Genomic DNA, 22,904 nt, shown 5'->3' on the forward strand with positions numbered 1-22,904 from the left:
TTCTGGGGGAGAATCATTGTATGAAGCTCTCAACGCGTGCCCTCACTCTGTCCCTCGTTCTCGCCCTGGGGGCAACGGGCGCTCTGAGCGGATGCGCGTCGATTGGCAATGTCGTGAATGGCACCGTGAAAGAGGCCACCGGCGGCCAGGTGAACCTCGGCGGCGAACTCCCCGATGGATGGCCGAGCGAGGTTCCGGTCATTGACGGCGAGATTCTCTTCGGCGCCGGTAACGCGGCGAGTGGGCAGTCGGGCTGGGTTGTCACGATTAAGACGGCATCGGCTGACCCGCTGACCGAGGCCCGTACCCAGCTTGAAGAGGCCGGTTTCGTCACGGACACCAGTGCGTCCAACGGCGAGGCGGGTGCGGTGGCCATGAAGAATGACGCGTACCGGGTGGTCGTCGTCGGCAACAGCGACGGCGTGCTCTACACGGTCACCCTGCTCTAGCAGCCCTCGCCCCCGTCCCCTCTCGCTGGTCGAGGAGCCGGCACGTTCTTCGCCGGCGTCTCGAGACCCATGGAGTGGCTCGCGGGGTTTCGACTGCTCGCAAGCTCGCGCTCAACCAGCGAAAGCCTCGCTGGTCGAGGAGCGCGCATGCGCTTCGCGCGCGTCTCGAGACCTGGTGAGCCGACTTCGAGGATTGGCTCGCGGGGTTTCGACTGCTCGCACGCTCGCGCTCAACCAGCGGCGAACATGGGCGCGCCCGCTTTCGGTGGACGCGCCGGTTGTGGGGGATGACCGCACCTGAAGTCGGTGGCCGCTACGCCCGTTACCGTGGCGGTCCCCGATATTGGTGGCGGTCACGCTTGGTGGACCGTCGCGAGGCCAGTCTCGCTGGTCGAGGAGCCGGCATGTTCTTCGCCGGCGTCTCGAGACCTGGTGAGCCGGCTTTGAGGAGCGGCTCGCGGGGTTTCGACTGCTCGCAAGCTCGCGACCAGGGCGTCAGGCGAAGAGCGGCGCGCCCACGTAGCTGCCCGCCCTGGCCCCGGGAGGAACGACGAAGAGCGCGCTCCCCACGTGCTTGATGTACTCGTTCAAGGCGTCGTGCCGGGCAAGGTTGGTTTGCACCGTGGTGAACTGCGCCGGCGATCGTTGGAAGCTGATGAAGAACAGTCCGGCGTCGAGCCGCCCGAGGCTGTCGTTGCCGTCCACAAAGTTGTAACCGCGGCGCAGCAGCTGACTCCCACCGTTGTGGGCCGGATGCGCCAGGCTCACGTGCGAGGTCGCGGAGATGAGCGGCTGTCCCTCGCCGCCGGTGACCGTGAAATCGGGTTCGGTGAACTCGGTCCCCCCAGACAGTGGCGCTCCGGCACCCTTCGTGCGGCCGAAGACGGTTTCCTGTTCGCGCAGAATCGAGCGATCCCACGTTTCAATGGTCATGCGGATGCGTCGGGCCACGAGATAGGAGCCACCCGCGAGCCAGGACTGTCCGTCGCTGCTGGGTACCCACACGTGCTCGGCCACCGCAGCCGGTTGTTCGGCCTTGATGTTGGCGGTGCCATCTTTGAACCCGAAGAGGTTGCGCGGGGTGGCCTGGCTCGTGCTGGTGCTGGAGGTGCGCCCGAAACCGAGCTGAGACCAGCGGATGACCGCACGTCCGAACGCGATCCGCGACAGGTTGCGAATGGCGTGCACGGCTACCTGCGGGTCGTTGGCGCAGGCCTGAATGCAGAGATCGCCGTCGCTGAAAGCGGCCTCGAGGGCATCGCCGGGAAAGTGGGGGAGCGCCGCGAGGTCTGCGGGGCGGCGAGCGTTGATGCCAAAGCGATCGACGCCATCTGCTGTCTCGAACAGGCTGGCACCAAAACCGAAGGTGATGGTGAGTCCGGCGGGTGGGAGACCCTGCGCCTCGCCGGTGTCCTGCGGGGGAGCGTCGTAGGGACCGCTGATGGAACCGAATTCGCCCACGTCCGCGCCGGCGGTCATGGCGGCTGCCGCAATCGTCCAGTCCTGGAGCAGGCCGATGAGTTCGGCGCGGGTGGCATCGGCGCCGAGGTCGAACGCGGCAAAATGCAGACGGTCCTGGGCGGGCGTGACGATGCCGGCCTGATGTGTTCCATAGAACGGGTACTGGGCTGAGTCGCCGCTCGTCGAGGCCCCGACAGCTGTCGCCACAACGCGGTCGCCCGCGATACCGAGGCCGATGCCGGCCGCGCTGGCACCGGCGAGGCCGAGCAGGCCACGCCGAGAGATGCCGCGCGCCGCCGGAGCCTCACCGGACGGGAGACCGTGCGAAGCGGGAGCCCGCGCGGATGTGACCTGCGGGGTGCCGGAGGGGGGTCCCGTGGAGGACCCGAGCGGAGTGCCGGCGGGAGTGGTAGCGGGTGGTGCCTGCGAGGCCGCAGCGGACGTGCGCGCGTTCGCACGGGCCAGGCGGGCCGCGCGGATGCGACCGATCACAGCACGAGGGCGGCGGTGAGGTGGTTGAGCGGCTCGGCCAGAGCGTTCACCTGGTCCGCAAGTGCACGGATCTCGGCGGGTGTGAGATCGGTGTAGAGGGTGAATCCGTCACCGACGCGCTGGGCATCGAGCAGGGTCTGCAGCGCGGCGAACTCCGTATCGAGGCTGGTCGCGAGGTCAGGATCCTCGGTGACGAGGAGATCGCGCACACCAGAATAGAGCACCGCGGCGCCATCAATGTTCGCCTGAAAATCCCAGAGGTCGGTGTGCGACCAGAATTCTTCCTCACCGGTCACCTTGCCCGTTGCGACCTCATCGAGCAGGCCGATGGCTCCGTTGGTCTGCTGGGCCAGCGTGAAGCTGAGGTTCTGCACTTTGGAGTCGAGCGTGTCCGTGTCGGTCACGAGCAGGTCGGCGAGACGCTCGCGTTGCTCGGGGCTGTAAGCCACAAAGCCGGCCTCGGCGTCGGTGGGCCACAGATCCTTCTCGATCGCGTGCCAACCGGTCCATTCCTGGCCCTCTTCCAGGTCCGCTTCGCGCAGATCAAGCTTGGGGTCAAGGTCGCCGAACGACTCGGCAATGGTCTCCACTCGCTCCCAGTGCGCCCGCGTGGGCGCGTAGAGCGCGCGGGCCGTGTCATCGTCGGCGGCCACGTACGCCGCAGCGAACAAGGCCGTCCCGGCGGTGAGCTGGTCAACCTGGTCCTTCACATAGGAGGCGTAGTTGATGTTGGCCGTGTCAATTTGAGCAGCGAGGTCGGCGTCTGGAACTCCGGCCGCGTCGGACTCGGTCACCGTGAACTCGGCCGTGCCCACGCCGTCACCGGTCATGCCCGGCTTGCAGGCGGTGTAGTAGGTACCCGGAGTGAGCTGCACGACGAGATCGCGGCTCAGACCCGGGCCGATGTTCTCGGCCTCGCCCTTAATACTCAGCTTGTCAGAACCGAGAAGGTAGAACTCCGTCACCGCATCGCCGGAGTTGGTGACCGCAAAGCTCACGGTTCCGGCGGGCGCGGTGTTCGCGGAGACCGTGCATTCCGTGGCGGAGCTGGTGACCGTGAGTTTTTCCTGGGTGGTCTCGGGGGCGTTGGCGACGCATCCGCTGAGCGCGAGAGTGGCGACGGCGGCGATCGAGAGGACGCCAAGGGCGCGGTGAGGAAGGGAAGCACGCATGAGTGTCTTTCGAGAGAGAGTGGCGGTCGGGCTTAGCCGACGAGGGCGGGAGTCGGTGCGGGCTGAACGGTGGCGACGGGCTGGGGGCGGCCGCCACGGCTCTTCGCAATGAAGAGGGAGAGAGTGGGAATGACGTAGGCCAGCCAGGCCGTGAGTTCCAACCAGGTGGTGGCCGGGGAGAAGTTGAGGGTGCCCTTGAGCAGGGTGCCATACCAGCTGCTCGGCGGAATGATGGCGCTCACGTTGAACGCGAGAGCGTTGAGCCCGGGCAGAACGCCGGCCTCCTGCAGGTCGTGCACGCCATAGGAGAGCACCCCGGCGGCGACGATGATCAGGACCGCGCCGGTCCAGGTGAAGAATCGGGACAGGTTGATGCGCAGCATGCCCGAGTAGATAAGCCATCCCAGTGCGACCGCGGTGAGGATGCCCAGTGCTGCGCCGAGCAGCGGCAGGGCGCTCGATCCGGTGGCCTGAACGGCGGCCCAGAGGAAGACCGCTGTTTCTATACCCTCACGCCCCACGGAGAGGAATGCCACGAAGACCAGGCCGAGGCCGGAGCCCACGAGGTAACGATCGATGTTGCCCTGCAGGTGGCCCTTGAGGTCGCGTGCGGTGCGCAGCATCCAGAACACCATCCAGGTGACCAGGCCCGTGGCCACGATGGAGAGGGTGCCCCCAATGATCTCCTGTGCCGTGAAAGACAGGCCGTAGGTGCCAAAGGTGAGCAGTGCACCGATGCCCAGCGCGAGCAGCACGGCCAGGCCAACGCCGAGCCAAATGCGCGGCAGGACGTCTTTTCGGTCGATCTTCACGAGGTAGGCCACCAGGATAGTGACGATCAGAGCGGCTTCCAGCCCCTCGCGCAGACCGATCAGGTAATTTCCGAGCACGTCACGTCCAAAAGTCGAAATGAAGAAGCAAAATGTTGGTAAGGCTAACCTTACATTTTCGACTCTAGCCGTGGTGCCCGGTCATGTCTAGTTATGATTTGTGAAGGTGAAATTGTTTCCTGTGCGCGAATAAGTGGAGTCTCATGGTCATGTCCGGCAGTGCGGAACGCGTCGTGTTTATCCACGGTCGTCCGGGCGATGAGTCCTGGCTCACCGGGGGTACGCTGGCCCGCTTGCACCACGACGACGCGCACTCCCTCGTGGTGTTTGAAGCGGATGCCGCCGACGCTCACGTCGTGGAGGCGGCTCTGGCGGAGCTGGGGTCACCGGAGTGGCGCGTGCTGCCCAGCGGTCCTGCCTCGGCAGAGGCACTGACCGACCTGGTGGCCAATCACTGGGCCACCGCTGTGGTGCTGGGCGCCGTCACAGACGACCTGCGCCAAAACGTGATCCGCGTGGCGCACGCCGCCGGACTACCCGTTTTTCTCGCCAGGCGGGTTGCCGACGCTGCTCAGGGACGTCTGGTGGCCATTGACGTGAGTGACCAGCTCTCGCAGAAGCTGGCGGCACTCACGCACTATCCCACGCGCTGGAGCGTGGACGATCACACGCTCACCCCCGTGGAGGGCGCGGCAGTGACGGTGAGCGGCAGCGAAGCCTATGCTCGCCTTGACGCGCCGCGGGTGGATCCGGCCCCCGAGCCACCGCCCACTCTCCTTGGCAGAGCACTCGCGGCCGTGACGGGGGTGGTGGCCGGGGTGGCCTTCGGCATTCTGGGAACGCTCGCCCACCAGGCGACGGTGAACCTGGGCCCGATGATCTTCCCCCTCGGTCTGATCCTTGCCCTCGTGGCCAGCACAGCACTGCTCCTCGGGCTTCGGCTGGTGCTCAGAAGCCGAACGATGGTGCTCTTTTGCGCAACCGGCCTGCTGGTCACCATCTTTGTGCTCTCCCTGCGCGGCACCGGCGGATCAGTGCTTGTCCCGGCCGGTGTCACCGGCACGCTCTGGACGATTATTCCGGCACTCGTGGCCGCTCTGATCCTGTCCTGGCCACGAATCCCCGTTCGCAGGTAGTGCGCGGGACCCGCCCGGGAGCACCGTCTCGACTTCAGCCAACCGGGTCAACCGTCGTAGACTGAAGCCCTGCTCTCGAAGGGACCCCAACCAAGTGACGTATGTGATTGCTCTACCGTGCGTCGATGTTAAAGACCGTGCCTGCATTGATGAGTGCCCGGTGGACTGCATCTACGAGGGCGAGCGATCGCTCTACATTCACCCCGACGAGTGTGTCGACTGCGGAGCCTGCGAACCGGTGTGCCCCGTTGAGGCCATCTACTACGAGGACGATCTGCCTGAGCAGTGGGCCGACTACTACAAGGCCAACGTGGAATTCTTCGACGACATCGGTTCCCCCGGTGGTGCGGCCAAGGTGGGCGTGATTGCGAAGGATCACCCCGTGATCTCTGTTCTTCCTCCTCAGGTTCAGCACTAAGCACTCGTGCTCACCACGCTGCCCGACTACCCGTGGGACCTGATGGTTCCCTTTGCCGCGCGGGCTCGTGCTCACGCCGACGGCATCGTCGACCTCTCGATTGGTTCCCCGGCGGACGCGACCCCGGAGGTCATCCGCCAGGCGCTGGCCGCCGCAACGGATGCCCACGCGTACCCGCAAACCGCTGGCACCCCGGAACTGCAGCGCGCGATCGCATCCTGGTACGAGCGCCGTCGCGGTGTGCTGAATCTGAGCGAGAAGAATGTTTTGCCGACGATCGGTTCGAAGGAACTGGTCGCGCTGATGCCCTTCATGGTGGGGCTGGGTGAGGGAGACACGATCGTGCACCCTCGTGCCGCTTATCCCACCTACGCCATTGGTGCCGCCATTGCCGGAGCCAACGCGTTGGCCTCCGACGATCCGGGGGAGTGGCCGGACACCACAAAACTCGTGTGGCTGAACAGCCCGGGAAACCCGGACGGTCGGGTGTTGAGCGTGGCCGAACTGCGTGCCGCCGTGCTGCGCGCCCGCGAGCTCGGTGCTCTCATCGTGAGTGATGAGTGCTACGCCGAACTCGGCTGGGACGCGCCGTGGGACACCGAACCGATCCCGAGCATCCTTGACCCTCGAGTGATCGACGGCTCCCTCACCAACGTGATCGCCATCTACTCGCTGAGCAAGCAGTCGAATATGGCGGGGTACCGTGCGGCCTTCGCTGCGGGTGACCCCGACGTACTCGCCCGCCTGCTCACCGTGCGCAAGCATGCCGGACTCATGCTGCCGGCGCCCCTGCAAGCCGCCATGATCGCCGCGCTCGGCGACGATGAGCACGTGGCCGTGCAGCGGGAGCGCTACCGTGCCCGACGGTCCGTGCTTCGTCCAGCGCTCGAACAGGCGGGCTTTCGCATCGACCACAGCGAGGCGGGTCTCTATCTCTGGGCAACCGAGGGTCGAGACGCCTGGGACTCCATTGCTCGATTGGCCGATCAGGGTATTCTCGCCGGCCCCGGTCCGTTCTATGGGGACTTCTTTGCCCAGCACGTGCGCTTCTCTCTGACCGCACCGGACGAGCGGATTGCGGCCGCCGCAGCACGGCTGAACCCGTAACGCGACGGTCGTCGTGCGGCCTCGACACGCTCCCGGGTATGCCTGTGGAACATCACCAATGAAACCCCCGAAGTCTTAGCGGATGCAACAGTAGGTGGTCGAGACCCTTAAGCTGTAGTCCGAACGAGTTTGCCGGGCGCTCTACGTGTCTGGTCAACGACCGGCACCACAAGCAGCGAGACTCAGGGAGGCTCCGTGACCAACGTCGCGCAGCAAACGATATCCAGCGAAACAGAGCAGAAGTCTGCTGAACCGCAGACGGCCACTCTGACGTACCCGGGGGGCACGGCCGAGTTTCCGATCGTGAAGAGTATCGATGGCCCGTCAAGCATCGATATCTCGACCCTCACGAAGAAGACTAGCCTCACCACCATCGACTATGGCTTCGTGAACACCGCAGCGACGCGGTCCGCGATCACCTACATCGACGGCGATCAGGGGATCCTGCGCTATCGCGGGTATCCGATCGAGCAGATCGCGAAGAACTCGAGCTTTCTCGAGACCGCCTGGCTGCTCATTTACGGCGAGCTGCCCACGCAACTCGAACTGGAAAACTTTGACGATCGCATCCGTCGTCACACCCTGCTGCACGAAGATATGCGCCGCTTCTTCGACTCGCTGCCGCACAAGGCCCACCCCATGAGCGTGCTGGCGTCGGGCGTGTCGGCGCTGTCGACGTTCTACCAGGACTCGCTTGACCCCAAGGACCCGGAGCAGGTGGAGATTTCCACCATCCGCTTGCTGGCCAAGCTTCCGGTGATGGCCGCGTACGCCCACAAGAAGAGCGTGGGTCAGGCTTTTCTCTACCCCGACAACTCCCTGAGCTTCGTCGATAATTTTCTGCGACTCAACTTTGGCAACATGGCCGAGCCGTATGTCGTCAACCCGGTGGTGAGCCAGGCGCTTGAACGTCTGCTGATGCTGCACGAAGACCACGAGCAGAACGCGTCCACCTCCACCGTGCGCCTCGTGGGCTCCACAAACGCCAACCTGTTTGCTTCGGTCTCCTCCGGCATCAACGCTCTCTTCGGCCCGCTGCACGGCGGAGCCAACGAGGCCGTGCTGACGATGCTCGGTGATATCAAGGCCTCCGGTGAGGGTGTGGAAAAGTACGTTGAGCGGGTGAAGAACAAGGAGCAGGGCGTGAAGCTCATGGGCTTCGGTCACCGCGTGTACAAGAACTTCGACCCGCGTGCCACTCTCGTGAAGGAGAGCGCCCACGAGGTGCTGGCCGCCCTGGGGATCAAGGACGACCTTCTCGACATTGCGCAGGAACTCGAGAACCTCGCGCTCAACGACGACTACTTCAAGGAACGCAAGCTCTACCCCAACGTGGACTTCTACACCGGCGTCATCTACAAGGCCATGGGCTTCCCCACGCGCATGTTCACGGTGCTGTTTGCCATCGGGCGTCTGCCCGGCTGGGTGGCGCACTGGCGCGAGATGAACGAGGATCCGTCCACCAAGATCGGCCGCCCGCAGCAGCTGTACGTGGGCTCCGCCGCCCGCGACTACCCGCAGCGCTAGGCGCTCGGGCCCGGTTTACCGGGTGGGGGTGAGCTGCAGCGTGTGGGTTGCGGCTGTTTTCAGTGCTATCGGCGTGAACGCCCACGGCCGGGTTTCGTGGTTTTGCCACAGCGGCGTCTGATCGACGTAGTTGCGGTGAAACGCGTGACCGGATGCCCCGGTGAGGTTGATCCACGTGGACTGGTCGAAGTCTCCGAGACTGATCACCTGCCGCATCGACGGTACCCAGTCCACCTCGAAGCCCACGCTGGCGTCTGAGCCCTGAGCGTTGACCACCGAGGAGCCGCCACCGAGCTCGTAGGGGCCGCGGTTGAGCAGCCACTCGATGGGCGCGACGCCCGATTTTCCGAGGCTTTGATTCGTGAGCACCAACGTGTGGATGCGTCCCCAGTCCCAGGTAGACACGTCGTTCCCCATGCGCGTGGCTCCCTCGGCTGCCGCGTCCTCCAGCACGCGCTTGAGCATGCCGGCCTGGTTCACCGTGCCGAGGCGCTTGTTGGTCCACCACGGTGAGGAGGGATCGGCGAGGAGCTGCGTGACGACAGCAAACGAGCGGGCACTGCCGGTCATTTCGGTGCCGTCCGGCAGGGTGTCGTCGAAAACCTCCGAGAGTAGGGTGTGCCACACGAGGTTGAAGTAGCCGGCTGCCGCGCTGTCGGCCGCCACGGTGAAGTCCCAGCCCTCGAAGAGCTGCTGTGCGTCGGCGGCCTGTCCCGTGACTGCAATCGCTTGCAGCGCCGGAACGAGGGCCGCGGCAATGGCGCTGTAGTTGTCGGCCTGAATCTCGCTCATGAGGTTCACCGTGAGCGGCGTTCCGGCGTCGATCAGGGTGGTGAGGTGCTGTGTGATGCGGTCAGCCCGATACCCCCGATCCCAATCGGCGGTGAGGAGGTAGGGGTAGTCGGGGCCGACGGCCGCGTTATTGGCGGCCACAATGTATCCGCTCGGGGGATTGAACACCTGAGGCAGCTCGTCAAAGGGAATGTAGCCGCTCCAGCCGTACTGGCTCGTCCACCCGGGTACCGGCACGGTGCCATTGCCGGTGACGCGAATGGGAATGATGCCGGGCGCCTGGTACCCAATGTTGCCGTCCACGTCGGCGTACACGAGGTTCTGCGACGGAACATCAAAGTTCGCTGCGGCCGCGCGAAAGGTGTCCCAGTTGGTAGCCCGGTTGAGGGCGAAAATAGCGGATGCTGTGCGGCCCGGCGTGAGGGCCGTCCACTGCAGCGAGAGCTCGGTGGTGACGGCCGGATCAACCGTGGCCGGATCGGCGGCGAGCCCTGCCGCCGCGGGGTAGTCAGTGGCGATGCCGGGGAATTCCGTTCCGGTTAGTCCGCTCACGATGGGCCCGTGCTCGGTGGCCCGAATGGTGATTTTTACGGACGGGCCGCCGGCTACCGTGATCTTTTCGCTGCGCACCAGCAGTGGTTTCTGCGCCCCGTCGTATTCGTAGGTGTCGCCGGTGACCCGCTCCAGGTAGAGGTCGGCCACATCGGGGCCAAGATTCGTGAAGCCCCAGGCCACACGCGCATTATGCCCGATGACCACACCCGGCAGCCCAGAAAAACTGTACCCGGCCACGTCGAAGGGGCACTCCGCACTCACCGTGCTGCAGCGCAGCCCCACCTGGTACCACACCGAGGGCAGGGCCGGCCCGAGGTGTGGGTCGTTGGCGAGCAGAGGTTTGCCGGTGTCGGTGAGGTTTCCGGCCACCACCCACGAGTTGGAGCCGATGTCACCACCGGCGGGCCCCAGCAGCTCCGGCACCGATTCCAGCGACGATTGCAGCGACGCGAGGGCACTGGCGTAACCGGCGCTGGCGGCGAAAACGGTTGCCGGCGCATCCGCTGCACCGGTGTCGGTCGATGTGGTGGCCGCCGTGGTGGCCGCCGGTGGGCCGCCCACGATGGTGGGGTGAGAGTCGTAGGGGTAGGCCGGATACAGCTCGGAGATTTGCGTGGAATCGAGGGCCGTGGCCAGTTGAGCGCGGTCGATCTCGTCCACGAGGTTGGAGCGCAGGTCCCACGCCATGGCTTTGAGCCAGGCCACGGAGTCGGCCGGAGTCCACGGCTCCGGTTCGTAGCCCGGGTTCTGCAGGGCCAGAACCGCGTACTCCACCGCCACGTCCGCTCCCCGGTGCGTCTTCAGGTAGGCGTTGACCCCGTCGGCGTAGGACTGAAAATAGCCGAGCGTCTCCGGGTCGAGCAGTGCCACCTCCGCCTCCGCCACGGCGCGCCAGCCGAGCGTGCGCACAAAGGTATCCGTACCCACCTGGCTCTCCCCGAACAGCTCCGACAGCCGGCCAGCCGTCACGTGCCGGCGAAAATCCATCTCCCAGAACCGGTCCTGCGCGTGCACGTACCCCTCGGCCATGAACAGGTCGCTCGCCGTCGACGCCGTGATCTGGGGAATCCCGGCCTCGTCCCGCAGCACCGTGACCGGTTCCTGCAACCCGGCTATTGCCACCTCGCCCGACAGCGTGGGAAAGGAGCGCGTCACCGTCCACACTCCGAGCCCGGCCACGACGAGCATCACGGTGAGGAGCACGCCCAGGCCCGCGAACAGGCGTCGCAGTCGGCGGTGCCGGGTACTGCGGGGTGCGTCGGTGCCCACATCACTCCCTTGTGACTACAGGTGCATTCGTGCCGGTTTGTTCTCGCAGAAGAGTGTGCGATTGGCTTAGGTGGATGCTACTCGGTCTCGCCGCGGAGGGGACGCGTGTGCGGGGCCGTGTCAGGCGTGCAGGGCTTCGTTCAGCACGATGCCGGAACCACTGCGGGCCAGTACCTCAACGGCACCGGACACGGAATTGCGGCGAAAGAGCAGGTTCGGCACGCCGCTGAGCTCGACGGCCTTCACCGTGCGCGGCTGCCCGTCGGTGCCGTGCGGTTCGCCCACGAGAACAACCTTGGTGCCGGCCGTCACGTAGAGGCCGGCCTCCACGACCGTGTCATCGCCGATGGCAATACCCACACCCGAGTTCGCGCCGAGCAGCGCCCGGGCGCCGATCGAGACGCGCTGGGTTCCACCACCGGAGAGGGTCCCCATAATGGATGCGCCGCCGCCGATGTCGGTGCCGGCGCTCACGACGACGCCCTGGGAGATGCGGCCCTCCACCATGGAGGAGCCGAGGGTGCCGGCGTTGAAGTTGACGAAACCTTCGTGCATCACCGTGGTGCCGGGCGCGAGGTGGGCGCCGAGACGCACGCGGGAGGCATCCGCTATGCGCACTCCGGTCGGAACGACATAGTTGAGCAGCGGGGGAAACTTGTCGAGCCCGGTGGCCGAGATTCCGGCGCGCTGCAGCTGGGGGCGCAGGCGCTCAAAGTCGGCCGGGGCGATGGGGCCGGCGTTGGTCCACACCACGGAGGGTAGGTGGCCAAAGATGCCGTCGAGGTTGATGGTGTTGGGAGCCACGAGCAGATGCGAGAGCAGGTGCAGGCGCAGGTAGGCGTCGCTCGTTTCGGTGGGCGGGGACTGCAGATCGATCTGCACCGTGACGGCCTCCAGTCGCACCGCGCGACGCGGGTCGGGGCCGGCGGCCTCGCACAGCTCGGCCGGAACAATCCAGCGGTCACGGTTGGCCGGCAGCTCGCCGAGCTGAGGGGACGGGAACCAGGTGTCGAGCACCACTCCGTCGGCGGTGACCGTGGCAAGACCATAGCCCCAGGCGTGGGCGGGGGACACAGAATCTGACTCGGGGGTAACCATTCCTCTAGATTAGTAGAGTGACTTCAACGCCTTCGAATCCTGTGTCAACCGCCGTAATCCTTGACCTCACGGGCTCAAGCATCGCGCTCACCCAGCAGATCTGCGACATCGAGTCGGTGTCCGGCAACGAGACGGCGCTCGCCGACGCGATCCAACTCGCTCTGACCGGTTTCGAGCACCTGGAAATTATTCGGGACGGCGACACCGTTGTAGCCCGCACGAACCTCGGCCGCGACCAGCGGGTGGTGATTGCCGGCCACATCGACACCGTGCCGCTCAACAACAACCTCTCCACCCGGTTCGAGACGATCGACGGCGTGGACTACCTCTGGGGCCGCGGCACCGTTGATATGAAGGCCGGCGTGGCCGTGCAGCTGAAGCTCGCCGCCGAGCTCGTGGAGCCCGGAGTCGACGTGACATGGATGTGGTACGACCACGAGGAAGTGGCCGATGCGCTCAACGGCCTCGGCCGGCTGGCCCGCAACCGCCCCGATCTCTTCGTGGGAGACTTCGCCATTCTGGGTGAACCCACCAACAGCCGGATCGAGGGCGGCTGTAACGGCAACCTGCGCGTGGAGGTGCGCACCTTTGGGCTGCGCGCCCACTCCGCACGCGCCTGGGTGGGCGAAAACGCCATCCACAAGGCCGCGCCCATCCTCGCCCTGCTGGCCGCGTATGAGCCGCGCCAGGTGGAGGTTGAGGGGCTCGTCTATCGTGAAGGGCTCAACGCCGTGGGTATCAGCGGCGGCATCGCCGGCAACGTGATTCCCGACGAGTGCATGGTGCACGTCAACTACCGGTTTGCGCCCAGCCGCACCGCCGACGAGGCCGAGGAGCACCTGCGCGACCTCTTCGCCGGCTACGACGTGACCGTCGTCGACCGTGCCGAGGGCGCGCGTCCGGGGCTTGATGCCCCGCTCGCGCAGCAGTTTCTCCACGCCGTTGGAGGCGAGGCCATGCCCAAGTATGGCTGGACCGACGTGGCCCGCTTTTCCGCACTCGGCGTTCCCGCCGTCAACTACGGCCCGGGTGACCCGCTCAAGGCGCACGCCGACGACGAGCGGGTGGCCGTGGACCAGATCACCGCCTGCGAAACGGGCCTGCGTTCGTGGCTGAACGCATCCGTTCGCTGATTCGGCCTCGGGGAACGCGCAGGGTGAGCCCACACGCCGTGGCACAGCGGATGCCGCCCGGCTGGCGGGCGCGCTACCGGCTCACCCCCTGGTGGGCTCGCGTTCTGGTGATCTGGGCGCTGTCCCGGGTGGTGACGACGACGCTGATTTTGCTGCTCGCTCGCGTACAGGGCGCCAACGCGTGGACCGGCGCCAACCCCAACTACGTGGACTTTGCCAACATGTGGGACGGCCGTTGGTACAACATTGTGGCCGTCAGTGGGTACCCGTCGGTGCTGCCGCTCACCGACACCGGACAGATCAGCGAGAACGCGTGGGCGTTCATGCCGGGCTACCCGATCGTGGCACGGTCGCTCATGGTGCTCACCGGTGCGGACTGGGCGCCGGTTGCCGTTTTCGTGTCGGTGGCCTTCAGCCTCGGCACCGCACTGCTGTTTTACCGGCTGATGAACCGGGTGCTCGACTCCTCAACCGCACTGTTTTCGGTGGTGTTGTTCTGCGTCGCACCGCTCTCGCCCCTGCTGCAGTTCGGGTACGCCGAATCGATGTACCTGTTCTTTCTCACGCTGGCACTCACCCTGCTGCTGGAGCGCCGCTACGCGTTGCTGTTTCCGGTGATTGCGGTGATGGCCCTCACCCGACCGAGCGGACTCGCGTTCGCCCTCGCCCTGGGCCTGCACGTGATCTACCGATTCGTTACCCGCGCCACGGACCCATTCAGCACGAGGCAACGACTGCTCGCGGTGTCCATCGCCCTCTTCAGCGGGGTGATGGGGCTAGCGTGGCCCATCATCGCCTGGATCGTCACCGGAAGCATCACCGCCTACACCGACACCGAACTCGCGTGGCGGGCGCCGTACATCGGTTATCAGGAGCTCGTGCCGTTTGCTGCGTGGTTTCAGAGCGGCGTGTGGTGGCTCGGTTCACCGCGGGGCATCGTTGTTGTCGTCGCCATTATCGTTGTTTTCACGCTGTTCATGTTCACCCCCGCGGTGCGCCGTCTCGGCGTGGACCTGCGGTTCTGGGTGGCCAGCTACGCGCTCTACCTGCTCGCCGTGTTCTTTCCGCAGTCGAGTACATTCCGGCTGCTGATGCCCCTGTTTCCGCTGCTGGGAGCGGTGGCCGTGCCCCGCAGCCCGGTCTACCGAATTGCTGTGGTCATGCTGTTTATCGCCGCACAGTGGGGCTGGCTGTTGATCTGCTGGGGGGTCGACGGAATGGATTGGACCCCGCCATAAGTGGCGTCTGTGACGAGGCGAATTTACGTCTCGGGCCCAAATGGTCGATAATAGGGATACAAAGACGAATGGAAGGGGAGTTCATGGCTGCCATGAAGCCACGGACCGGAGACGGGCCAATGGAGGCTGTAAAGGAGGGACGCCTCATCATCGTGCGTGTTCCGCTCGAAGGTGGAGGCCGACTTGTCGTCTCTGTGAACGACGCCGAGGCCAAGGAACTTCACGACGCACTCGCCGGTGTCGTCAGTGCGGTCAAATAACCTCACTCTTACGAGCCACACCGAAAACGGCTGTCCGATCCTGTTACCAGGACCGTGCAGCCGTTTCGTGGTTGTGTGACAGCTCGCGCTCAGGCGCGAAGCTTAGTGATCTGAAGCAGCCCGTCACCGACGGGGGACAGGGCGCTGATCACAGCGTTCGACGAGGCGATCTCGGAGAGCAGCGTGCGAAAGCCCGTCGCCACGTCGTCGCGCTTCGCCGGATCGGCCACGCGGCCACGCCAGAGCGCGTGAGCTACCAGCACGGTTCCGCCGGGCCGGGCGAGGCGCAGGCCGTGTTCTACGTACTCGATGACCGACTGCGGGTCGGCATCGATGAAGACAATGTCGTAGGAGTTCTCGTTCATGCGCGGCAACACATCGCCGGCTTTACCGGTGATGAGGCGTACCCGGTTGGCGGGTATTTTGGCTTCGAGAAAATTGGCCTTGGCGTGCTGCAGGTGGTCAACCTCGGTGTCTATCGAGGTGAGCATGGCCCCGGGTGCGCCGGTGAGAAGCCACAGCCCGGAGACGCCCGCTCCCGTGCCCACCTCGAGCATGCTGCGCGCACCGGTTGCGGCGGCCAGCACGGCCGCCTGGGCACCGACGGACGGCGCAATCGCGTCGATTCCGAGCTCCAGAGACTGCTGTCGGGCCTTCGCCACAGCTTCGGGCTCCACGACAGAGTCGTCGGAGAATTTCCAGTTCAATACGATGTCAGACACGGTGCACTCCAGTTGATGAATAGATCAAGACTATGGCCGCAGACGACGTGGTCGGTGGATGCCTCGCCGAGCGATATTCTGGGGTTATGTTTGGTTTGACGTTTGAGAAGATCCTCATCATTGGGATCATCGCCGTCTTCCTGCTCGGACCCGATAAATTGCCGCTCTACGCGGCTCAACTCGGCCGCTTGGTGCGGCAGTTGCGCGACATGGCCAACGGGGCCAAGGACCGCATCCGAGACGAGATGGGCCCGGAGTTCGATGAACTCGACTGGAAGAAACTCGATCCGCGCCAGTATGACCCGCGTCGCATCATTCGGGAAGCCCTCACCGAGGAAACGCCGCTTAAGGAACAATCCGCCACCCTGTCCCGCGCGAGCCCAGCCGCCGCGTCACTGCTGGGTACCGCGGCGCTCAGTTCCCTGGGCCCCCGCACCCCGTCGTCGGTGACGCGTGCCCCCTTCGACACCGAGGCCACCTAAAACACCGTCAGGGCTCACGCCCGGCTCTGGTGCACAGAGCACTTTAGCTTGCGGTATAACCTTGTTATACTCTCGGGTATGAAGACCGCGATTTCCCTCCCCGATGCCATCTTCGAGCGCGCGTCTCGCCGAGCGAGCGATCTCGGAATGAGCCGGTCGGAGTTCTTCGCAAGAGCAGCCACGAATTATCTTGACGAGTTGGATTCCCATTCGGTCACGGCGCAGATCAATGCGGCCCTGGCCCAGATCGATGAGGTCGATGACTCCACCAGTGCTGCAGTCGCGGCCGGGCACCGCATACTTCGTCTGGACGCCACCGAGTGGTGATCGAGCGCGGAGCTCTCTACTGGGCAGATCTGGGAGAGGCCAACGGCAGCCGTCCGGCCTATCGGCGACCGGTTCTCGTAGTGCAATCCGCGGCGTACAACGAGAGTAGGTTAGCCACGGTTCTCGTCGTTGTCATCACCACAAACACCTCACTGGCAGCAATGCCAGGGAACGTGTTTCTTCCGTCGACCGCCACGAGCCTGCCTCAGGACTCGGTTATCAACGTCACTGCGCTGGTCACCGTGAACAAAACGGATCTCAGTGAATACGCCGGGCACATCCCCGACGGTCTCCTCGCTGATGTCGACCGGGGTCTACGCGGAGTGCTCAACCTCTAGGCAAGCGCGCTCTGGCGGGTGTCGGAGGCGGACGATAGGCTGCGGGTCAACTAAGAACACTCCAGAGAATCGGGTGGCAGATGACCGAACCGGCGGGCTTCGCGGTGAGACTGTGCCTGCCGGAGACCGACCCGGTGCCCGTGCTGGTACCCACACCGTTCGACGCCGGTCAGACCCGCCCCTTCGATCGCACCCTCCGCCTCGCACTGGCCATGCGCGGGGGCGTCAGCCTCGGCGTCTGGATCGGCGGAACCGTGGCCGAAATCGATATTCTCCGCCGCCTTCGGATGGTGCGTGAGCCACGGGGTATCGCTGCCTACCTACTCGTGGCCGACCCCGGGTCCACCACGCCCGATCATGTTCTTGATGCTCACGTAGTGGCCCGGGCGGGAATCTACGCCCGTCTGCTTGCGGGGCGCGGCTTTGACCGGGTGGAAGTGGATGTGATGGCGGGAGCCAGCGCCGGGGGCGTGAACGCCGTGACCTATGCCGCCGCGCAGCGCACCGGCACGGCTCCCGACGAGGTGTTGCATACCTGGGTTGCCGGAGGCGCAATCTGGCGGTTGCTCCAGAAAGCGGGGCTGCGGCCCGTTCTCGCTCCGCTGCGCGGCGACGAGTACTTTGCCAGCACCCTGAATGACGCCCTCGCCGGCTACTACGACCCCCACGCCACAGCAGGGAGCAGCGCGCACCGAGCCGACCGCATTGTGGTGGATCTCTCGGCCACGGTGCTCGATCGCGAAGACGGGCCCGACCGCGGTACCCGAGAGGGTCGAGGACACTTTCACTTCGTCGGTGCCGCGCATACCCCGGATGCCGGCCAGACTCAGCAGGCCGAGCAGCAGGCGCTGCACAAGGAGCATGGGCGAGCCATCCCGTCGTGGGGATCGGACACGCAGGTGGAGAGCCTTGCGCGGTTGGCCTATGCGGCGCGAGCCACGTCATCCGTTCCCGGTGGATTTGAACCCGCGCTCATCTCGTCGGTGGCCAGCGCGAGGGAGCAGAACGCCAGCGATCACATCGATATGAGCTTCGCTTTTCACGCGCACCGGAACGAGATTACGGCACCGTTCCGGGTGATCGATGGCGGGCTGACCGACAACATACCCATTGACCGGGCCTATCGGGCAATACGCGCCATGCCCTCCGACGTACATTCGCGGCGGGCATTAATTTACCTGAATCCGGAGGGACCGTTGTCGATCCGGCCGTATGTGCCCGAGCCGTTTGCCGGGCAACTGCCGTCGACGGACCTCGCCGCCCGGCAGCCCCCGCGCACCGATCGTCTCTCGCTTGTGCTCAACGTGATGGGCGGCGCGGTCGCCATCGCTTTTGGCCGAGAATCCGGAGACGAAGAGGCGGAAAGTCTCGACGATTTTCGGCGGGACCTGATTTTGGCGCAGGGCCGCGATCAGGGCCTGGCCGTTCTGGTTTCTGACCTCACTCTCGTGGGTACCGAGATGGCGCTGCGTACCTGGGTGCGGTACCGGGCATCGACCGATCTCGACCTGCTCATGCGCGTGCTGCGTGACCCGGCCGTGTGGCAGTTGGGCACCGACCTGCCTACCAGGGCCGTGGTGGTAGCCCGTCAACTGCGCGAACTCACCGCTTTGGAGGGCGAACTGCAAGCTGACTACGCTGCGCAAGCGGCCCAGGGCACAGAGCAAGAAGTGCGGGATGGCCCGGTGTGTTCCGGGCCGGAGGCGCGCCACCAGGCCGCGCTCAACGTGCTGGCCTGGATCCAGTCTCTGGAACGTGCTCAGTTCGAGCAGACCGCCCACACCGGCATCGACCTCGACTGCCCGGACTACGCCACCGTCGGAGCGATGCGCCTCGCCGTCTACGCGGTGCTCGAGAGTGCGGAGCAGGAGAGAGACCATGTTCTCGCGCGGGTGGTGGCCGCCGTGACGGCGCTGCCGGAGGGCGTGAGCGCCGCACTGATCGCCGAAACCGTGCGCACCGAGTGGCTGCAGCAGGGGCCAGCACCGGTGGCATTTGCGCTGCTTGACCGCGTGGTGACCCTGCTGCAGCGCGTGCCCTCCGTGAACCCGGCGATTGCGGCAAGCGCGGAGTGGGAGCAGTCACCGTGGCGCGGACTGTCGGCGCGGCCTGGACTTCGAGTCCTCGACACGTGCGCGTTCACGGCCGCCCGCGGAATTCGTGAACCTCTGCTCACCCTGGACTTCTGGAGTGTCTCGGCCGACGAACAGCCGGCGCAGCGCGCAGCCTACGTGACGCTGCTGCGCGCGCAGCTGCGTGAGGGCCTCCGAACCGCCCTCGCGTTGCCGGTCAGTCAGCTCCAACCGCCGGTGATCGACGCCCTTCTCAGCGACACGGTGCTTCGACCCGACTCCAAACTCACCGGGGGGACCCTGTTCAACCTTTCCGGGTTTCTCAGTGCAGACTGGCGACTGAACGACTGGTGGTGGGGACGTTTGGACGCCGGAGCTGGTCTGGTGCGGTTTCTGCGAGACCTGCCCCGGGACGCGCCGCTCCCTCCCGACGTGCCGGTGGGGTCTGATCCCGTGACAGAGGTTCAGGACCATATTCTGTTGCAGGCGGAGGCGCACCAGGACTGGGCGCCGGTGAGCCGCAGCGCTCCCGGGGTGGCGCGCACCCCCGACGAGATTCGGGCGGCCCTCGCTCGTGGTGCCGATTCCCTCGGCAATCTGGAGCCCGGCTACCGCATGGCGGTGGGCTCCCACACCGTGCGGGTGGCATCGCGGTCTCTCACCCGATGGGGGAGCCCGGTGTGGATGCACGTGCTCAACTGGATACTGAGACCCGTGGGCGTGCTCCTCCCGGTGGCACTCGACCTGCCGCGGGCGCTCGCAGTGGCTGCCGTGCTGGGTGCCGCCCTCGCGGTCTCCTCGAGTGCCGCCGCGCCGGTGACCGTCTCCACTGCGGCCGCACTGCCGTGGATCGTGCTGGTATTCCCGGCGTTACTGTGCGGCGCGCTGGCCGTTTTTCGCAGCGTACGGGAGTTCACCCAGTGGGCAACGATCATCGACATCGTGGCCGAGTTGGACGCATCCGCTGGCCTCGAGCGCATTACGGAGGTGCGACGGCAGCACCGGCTGGCCATTTTCTGGTTCGTGGTGGGTCTGCTGGGTGGCACGGCCTATGTGGTGGCGGCGCTGCTGGCGTATCCCGGAACAATCGATACCTCCGCGGCGATTGTGCTCGTGCTGGCCGGCTGCGGCGCGCTGGTGAACGTGGCCGCTCGGGTAGGCGCGCTGCCGCAGACCAACGGGTACCTGCTGCGCGACAGTGTGCTGGGGGTTACCGGGCTGCTCGTGCTGCTGATTGTTCCGCTCAACTCCCGAGCTGTGGGTGGCTGGGTCGCCGAGGTCACCGGGCAGCCGGGCGCGCTGCTCGTGGGCGCCAGCGCCCTGCTGATTTCCCTCGTGGTGAACTGGGGGTGGCAGGCGGGCTGGCACGCCGCCGAGCCGCGGGCCGGGCTCACGAGCGTGGTGGGGTTTGTGTCGTGGGTGGTGCAGGCAAGCGCCGCCGGGGGAGCCGCGTGGCTGGTCGCGGCCGCGCTCCTCGGCAATGCCGGCTGGTCGGAGTCCCTCGCGCTCTCCACCGTGGCGGTCACGAGCGCGCTCATCGTGAGCGGTACCGTTCAGTGGTGGCTCCCCGACCTTCTGGCCTGGTTGCCACAGTACGAACCGCGAGATCTCACGCGCCGCGTGACAGAAAGGTAGGGTCAATGTCCACCAAGACACCGAGGCCAGCCCGCGTTCCGCTGGCGGCCTACGAGCGTGAGCTGGGCCGCCTGCAGGCCGAACTGGTGACCATGCAGCAGTGGGTGAAGGTGTCCGGTGCCCGCATCGTGGTGATCTTTGAGGGACGCGATGCGGCCGGCAAAGGGTCAGCGATTAAGCGCATCACCGAATACCTCAACCCCCGCATCGCCCGCATCGTGGCGCTCCCCATGCCCACCGATCGCGAACGCACCCAGTGGTATTTTCAGCGCTACATCGAACACCTGCCGGCTGCCGGAGAAATCGTGCTGATGGACCGCTCCTGGTACAACCGGGCGGGCGTCGAGCGCGTGATGGGCTACTGCACCAACGATGAATATCACCGCTTTTTGCACCAGGCCCCCATTTTTGAGCGGATGCTCGTGGAAGACGGCATTCTTGTCGTGAAGTACTGGTTCTCGGTATCTGACCGCGAACAGGAGCGACGGTTTCGCTCCCGCCAGAAAGACCCCATGCGCCGGTGGAAGCTCTCGGAAACCGACGTGCTCTCGATCACCAAGTGGGTGGACTACTCCAAGGCCAAGGACGACATGTTCGTGCACACCGACATCCCGGAAGCGCACTGGTTTGTCGTCGAGAGTGAAGACAAGCGGGCCTCCCGGCTCAACGTCATCAGCCACCTGCTCTCGATCGTGCCGTTTGAGCGCACCGATCCGCCGAAGATTCACATTCCCACTCGCCCGGCGGCAACCGACTACGAGCGACCGCCGCGTGAGGAGATGAACCCGGTTCCCGACATTGCCTCGTTGCTTATCCCGCACAAGAACGGTGAGAAATCAGCGCCGTCGGAGGCCCTTTAGCAGCCGGGCCAGAAGGAGTAGCGGGCCGGCCAGCGCCTCGAATTCCGAACCGGTGCGGGGCATTTGCAGCAGCCCGGTGGCACGGGAGATGGTGACGGCGTCGACGAACCGGCGCAACCCCTCCGCACCATTGCGGCGCCCCACCCCCGAGCGTTTCATGCCGCCCATCGGAGCATCTACCGCCGAGAACGACCCGCGGTAGCCCTCGTTCACATTCACGCTCCCGGCCTGTAGCGCGGCGGCGACCCGCAGGCCGCGCCGCCCGGAACCCGAGAAGACGGAGGCGTTCAGGCCATAGTCGCTGTCGTTGGCCGCCTCGATGGCCTCCTGTTCGGTGTGGACGATGCTGACCGCAACCACCGGGCCGAAGGTTTCGGCGGCGAAACACTCCATCTCGCTCGTCACTCCGGTGAGGATGGTGGGTTCGAAGAAGTACGGACCGATGTCGGGGCGGGCCCGGCCGCCCGCCAGAACCGTGGCGCCTCGGGACACGGCGTCGGTCACGTGCGCGGTGACCCGGTCGAGCTGCGCCTGCGAGGTGAGCGAGCCCACATCTGCTGAGTAGTCAAAACCGGTGCCGAGGGTGAGCCGACTCGTGGCGGCCACGAATTCGCGCACGAAGGGGCCGGCGACGGCGCGGTGTACGTACATGCGCTCGGTGGACACGCACAGCTGACCGAGCGAGGAGAAGCACGCGTACACGGCGTCGGCGGCGGCGTGCCGCGCGTCAACGTCGTCGAGCACGAGCAGAGCATTCTTGCCCCCGAGTTCGAGGGACGCCCCGGTGAGGGTTTCGGCGGCTTTCTGAGCAACGCGGATGCCCGTGGCCGTCGATCCGGTGAAGCACACGTAGTCGGCGTGCTCGGTGACCGCGCCGCCAATGAAGTTGCCGTCTCCCGTGACCACTGCCCAGAGGTCGCGTGGCACGCCGGCGTCGATGAACGCCTGCCGCAGCGCGAGGATGCTGAGAGCACCCTGATTGTCGGCCTTCTGCACCACGCCGCAGCCGGCGGCGAGGGCGGGAATCACGTCCATCGCGGCCAGGCTCAGTGGAAAGTTCCACGGCGTGATGATGCCCGCTACGCCCTTGGGTCGGTAGCGCACCCGGGTGGTGATCACGAGGGGGATACCGGAGCGGCGTCGTTCTCCGCGCAGCACGCTGCGGGCCGACAGGGCGTTGTAGCGGGTGACGCTGGCGGCCTGGAAGACCTCCTCGAAGGCCTGGCCGCGGGTCTTGCCGGTCTCGGACTGCACCGCGTCGAGCAGCAGTTCGCGGCGGGCTAGCAGCAGATCGTGCGCCCGCAGTAGCACGCGGCGCCGGGCACGAAACCCGGCCCGAGCCCAGGCCAGCTGCGCGTGGCGGGCGCGGGCATAGGCATCCGTCACGTCGCTGGATTGACTCACCGGAAGATCGTGCAGCACGTCACCGGTGAAGGGAGCGAGCACGGGAACGGTGCGGCCCGAGGTGGTGGAAATGTGGCGGGTGAGGCCAGCGGCTACGCGCCGGTCGATGAACGAGTGCGACATAGGG

General features: G+C 65.9%; 20 protein-coding genes. 13 read left to right on the plus strand and 7 right to left on the minus strand.

The window, feature by feature from the left end; all coding sequences use genetic code 11:
- Window positions 1–20: 20 nt before the first annotated feature.
- The gene (locus H4V99_RS04465) at window positions 21–449 is read left to right on the plus strand and encodes a hypothetical protein (RefSeq protein WP_280675897.1); all 429 of its coding nucleotides are present in this window, start codon (window positions 21–23) and stop codon (window positions 447–449) included.
- A 495-nt stretch (window positions 450–944) separates the two neighbouring features.
- Here H4V99_RS04465 and efeB read toward each other — a convergent pair whose 3' ends face one another.
- The 3 genes from efeB to efeU all read right to left on the minus strand — a co-directional run bounded on the left by efeB (window position 945) and on the right by efeU (window position 4,464).
- Window positions 945–2,195: an iron uptake transporter deferrochelatase/peroxidase subunit gene (efeB, locus tag H4V99_RS04470; RefSeq protein ID WP_280679944.1), complete on the minus strand. Its 1,251-nt coding sequence runs from the start codon at window positions 2,193–2,195 to the stop codon at window positions 945–947.
- Window positions 2,196–2,398: 203 nt separating this feature from the next.
- Window positions 2,399–3,574: an iron uptake system protein EfeO gene (gene efeO, locus H4V99_RS04475; RefSeq protein WP_280675898.1), complete on the minus strand. Its 1,176-nt coding sequence runs from the start codon at window positions 3,572–3,574 to the stop codon at window positions 2,399–2,401.
- A gap of 32 nt (window positions 3,575–3,606) precedes the next feature.
- A complete protein-coding gene (gene efeU / locus H4V99_RS04480; protein WP_280675899.1) occupies window positions 3,607–4,464 on the minus strand; it encodes an iron uptake transporter permease EfeU in 858 nt (285 codons plus the stop codon).
- Window positions 4,465–4,607: 143 nt separating this feature from the next.
- On the opposite strand from efeU, the gene H4V99_RS04485 reads away from it, so the two are divergent.
- The 4 genes from H4V99_RS04485 (at window position 4,608) to H4V99_RS04500 (ending at window position 8,592) form a co-directional block, all read left to right on the plus strand.
- On the plus strand, window positions 4,608–5,540 hold the full coding sequence (locus H4V99_RS04485) for a DUF6113 family protein (protein WP_280675901.1): 933 nt from the start codon (window positions 4,608–4,610) through the stop codon (window positions 5,538–5,540).
- Window positions 5,541–5,634: 94 nt separating this feature from the next.
- Window positions 5,635–5,958 (plus strand): ferredoxin, encoded by a 324-nt coding sequence (gene fdxA / locus H4V99_RS04490; protein WP_280675903.1) that lies wholly within the window; start codon window positions 5,635–5,637, stop codon window positions 5,956–5,958.
- Between the two features lie 6 nt (window positions 5,959–5,964).
- Entirely contained in the window at window positions 5,965–7,065 is a 1,101-nt protein-coding gene (gene dapC, locus H4V99_RS04495; protein ID WP_280675904.1) for a succinyldiaminopimelate transaminase, read from the plus strand.
- Window positions 7,066–7,284: 219 nt separating this feature from the next.
- Entirely contained in the window at window positions 7,285–8,592 is a 1,308-nt protein-coding gene (locus H4V99_RS04500; protein WP_280679946.1) for a citrate synthase, read from the plus strand.
- Window positions 8,593–8,607: 15 nt separating this feature from the next.
- Here the strand turns inward: H4V99_RS04500 and H4V99_RS04505 are convergent, their stop codons facing one another.
- Window positions 8,608–11,208: a penicillin acylase family protein gene (locus tag H4V99_RS04505; protein WP_280675906.1), complete on the minus strand. Its 2,601-nt coding sequence runs from the start codon at window positions 11,206–11,208 to the stop codon at window positions 8,608–8,610.
- A 120-nt stretch (window positions 11,209–11,328) separates the two neighbouring features.
- On the minus strand, window positions 11,329–12,306 hold the full coding sequence (dapD, locus tag H4V99_RS04510; RefSeq protein WP_280675908.1) for a 2,3,4,5-tetrahydropyridine-2,6-dicarboxylate N-succinyltransferase: 978 nt from the start codon (window positions 12,304–12,306) through the stop codon (window positions 11,329–11,331).
- A gap of 17 nt (window positions 12,307–12,323) precedes the next feature.
- Here dapD and dapE point away from each other — a divergent pair, with 17 nt between their 5' ends.
- The 3 genes from dapE to H4V99_RS04525 all read left to right on the plus strand — a co-directional run bounded on the left by dapE (window position 12,324) and on the right by H4V99_RS04525 (window position 14,937).
- Window positions 12,324–13,439, plus strand: a complete 1,116-nt coding sequence (dapE, locus tag H4V99_RS04515) for a succinyl-diaminopimelate desuccinylase (protein WP_280675910.1) — start codon at window positions 12,324–12,326, stop codon at window positions 13,437–13,439.
- A gap of 23 nt (window positions 13,440–13,462) precedes the next feature.
- Window positions 13,463–14,677, plus strand: a complete 1,215-nt coding sequence (locus tag H4V99_RS04520; protein WP_280675912.1) for a hypothetical protein — start codon at window positions 13,463–13,465, stop codon at window positions 14,675–14,677.
- An 83-nt stretch (window positions 14,678–14,760) separates the two neighbouring features.
- A complete protein-coding gene (locus H4V99_RS04525) occupies window positions 14,761–14,937 on the plus strand; it encodes a DUF3117 domain-containing protein (RefSeq protein WP_280675914.1) in 177 nt (58 codons plus the stop codon).
- A gap of 89 nt (window positions 14,938–15,026) precedes the next feature.
- Here H4V99_RS04525 and H4V99_RS04530 read toward each other — a convergent pair whose 3' ends face one another.
- Window positions 15,027–15,659, minus strand: a complete 633-nt coding sequence (locus H4V99_RS04530) for a class I SAM-dependent methyltransferase (protein ID WP_280675916.1) — start codon at window positions 15,657–15,659, stop codon at window positions 15,027–15,029.
- 86 nt (window positions 15,660–15,745) lie between these two features.
- Between H4V99_RS04530 and H4V99_RS04535 the strand changes: the two genes are divergently transcribed.
- From H4V99_RS04535 to ppk2, 5 genes are all read left to right on the plus strand, one after another.
- On the plus strand, window positions 15,746–16,141 hold the full coding sequence (locus H4V99_RS04535) for a twin-arginine translocase TatA/TatE family subunit (RefSeq protein ID WP_280679949.1): 396 nt from the start codon (window positions 15,746–15,748) through the stop codon (window positions 16,139–16,141).
- A gap of 78 nt (window positions 16,142–16,219) precedes the next feature.
- A complete protein-coding gene (locus H4V99_RS04540) occupies window positions 16,220–16,468 on the plus strand; it encodes a CopG family transcriptional regulator (RefSeq protein WP_280675918.1) in 249 nt (82 codons plus the stop codon).
- Window positions 16,462–16,806 carry a type II toxin-antitoxin system PemK/MazF family toxin gene (locus H4V99_RS04545; protein ID WP_280675920.1) on the plus strand — a complete coding sequence of 115 codons (345 nt, stop codon included), beginning with the start codon at window positions 16,462–16,464 and terminating at the stop codon, window positions 16,804–16,806. Before H4V99_RS04540 ends, H4V99_RS04545 begins: the two co-directional genes overlap by 7 nt.
- An 80-nt stretch (window positions 16,807–16,886) precedes the next feature.
- Window positions 16,887–20,513 carry a DUF3376 domain-containing protein gene (locus H4V99_RS04550; RefSeq protein WP_280675922.1) on the plus strand — a complete coding sequence of 1,209 codons (3,627 nt, stop codon included), beginning with the start codon at window positions 16,887–16,889 and terminating at the stop codon, window positions 20,511–20,513.
- Between the two features lie 5 nt (window positions 20,514–20,518).
- Entirely contained in the window at window positions 20,519–21,373 is an 855-nt protein-coding gene (gene ppk2 / locus H4V99_RS04555) for a polyphosphate kinase 2 (protein ID WP_280675924.1), read from the plus strand.
- Here ppk2 and H4V99_RS04560 read toward each other — a convergent pair.
- Window positions 21,350–22,900, minus strand: coding sequence for a succinic semialdehyde dehydrogenase (locus H4V99_RS04560; protein WP_280675926.1), 1,551 nt, complete (start codon window positions 22,898–22,900; stop codon window positions 21,350–21,352). The two genes, ppk2 and H4V99_RS04560, sit on opposite strands and share 24 nt — an antisense overlap.
- Between the last annotated feature and the right edge of the window lie 4 nt (window positions 22,901–22,904).

This window comes from Cryobacterium sp. CG_9.6 (assembly GCF_029893365.1).
GTDB lineage: Bacteria > Actinomycetota > Actinomycetes > Actinomycetales > Microbacteriaceae > Cryobacterium.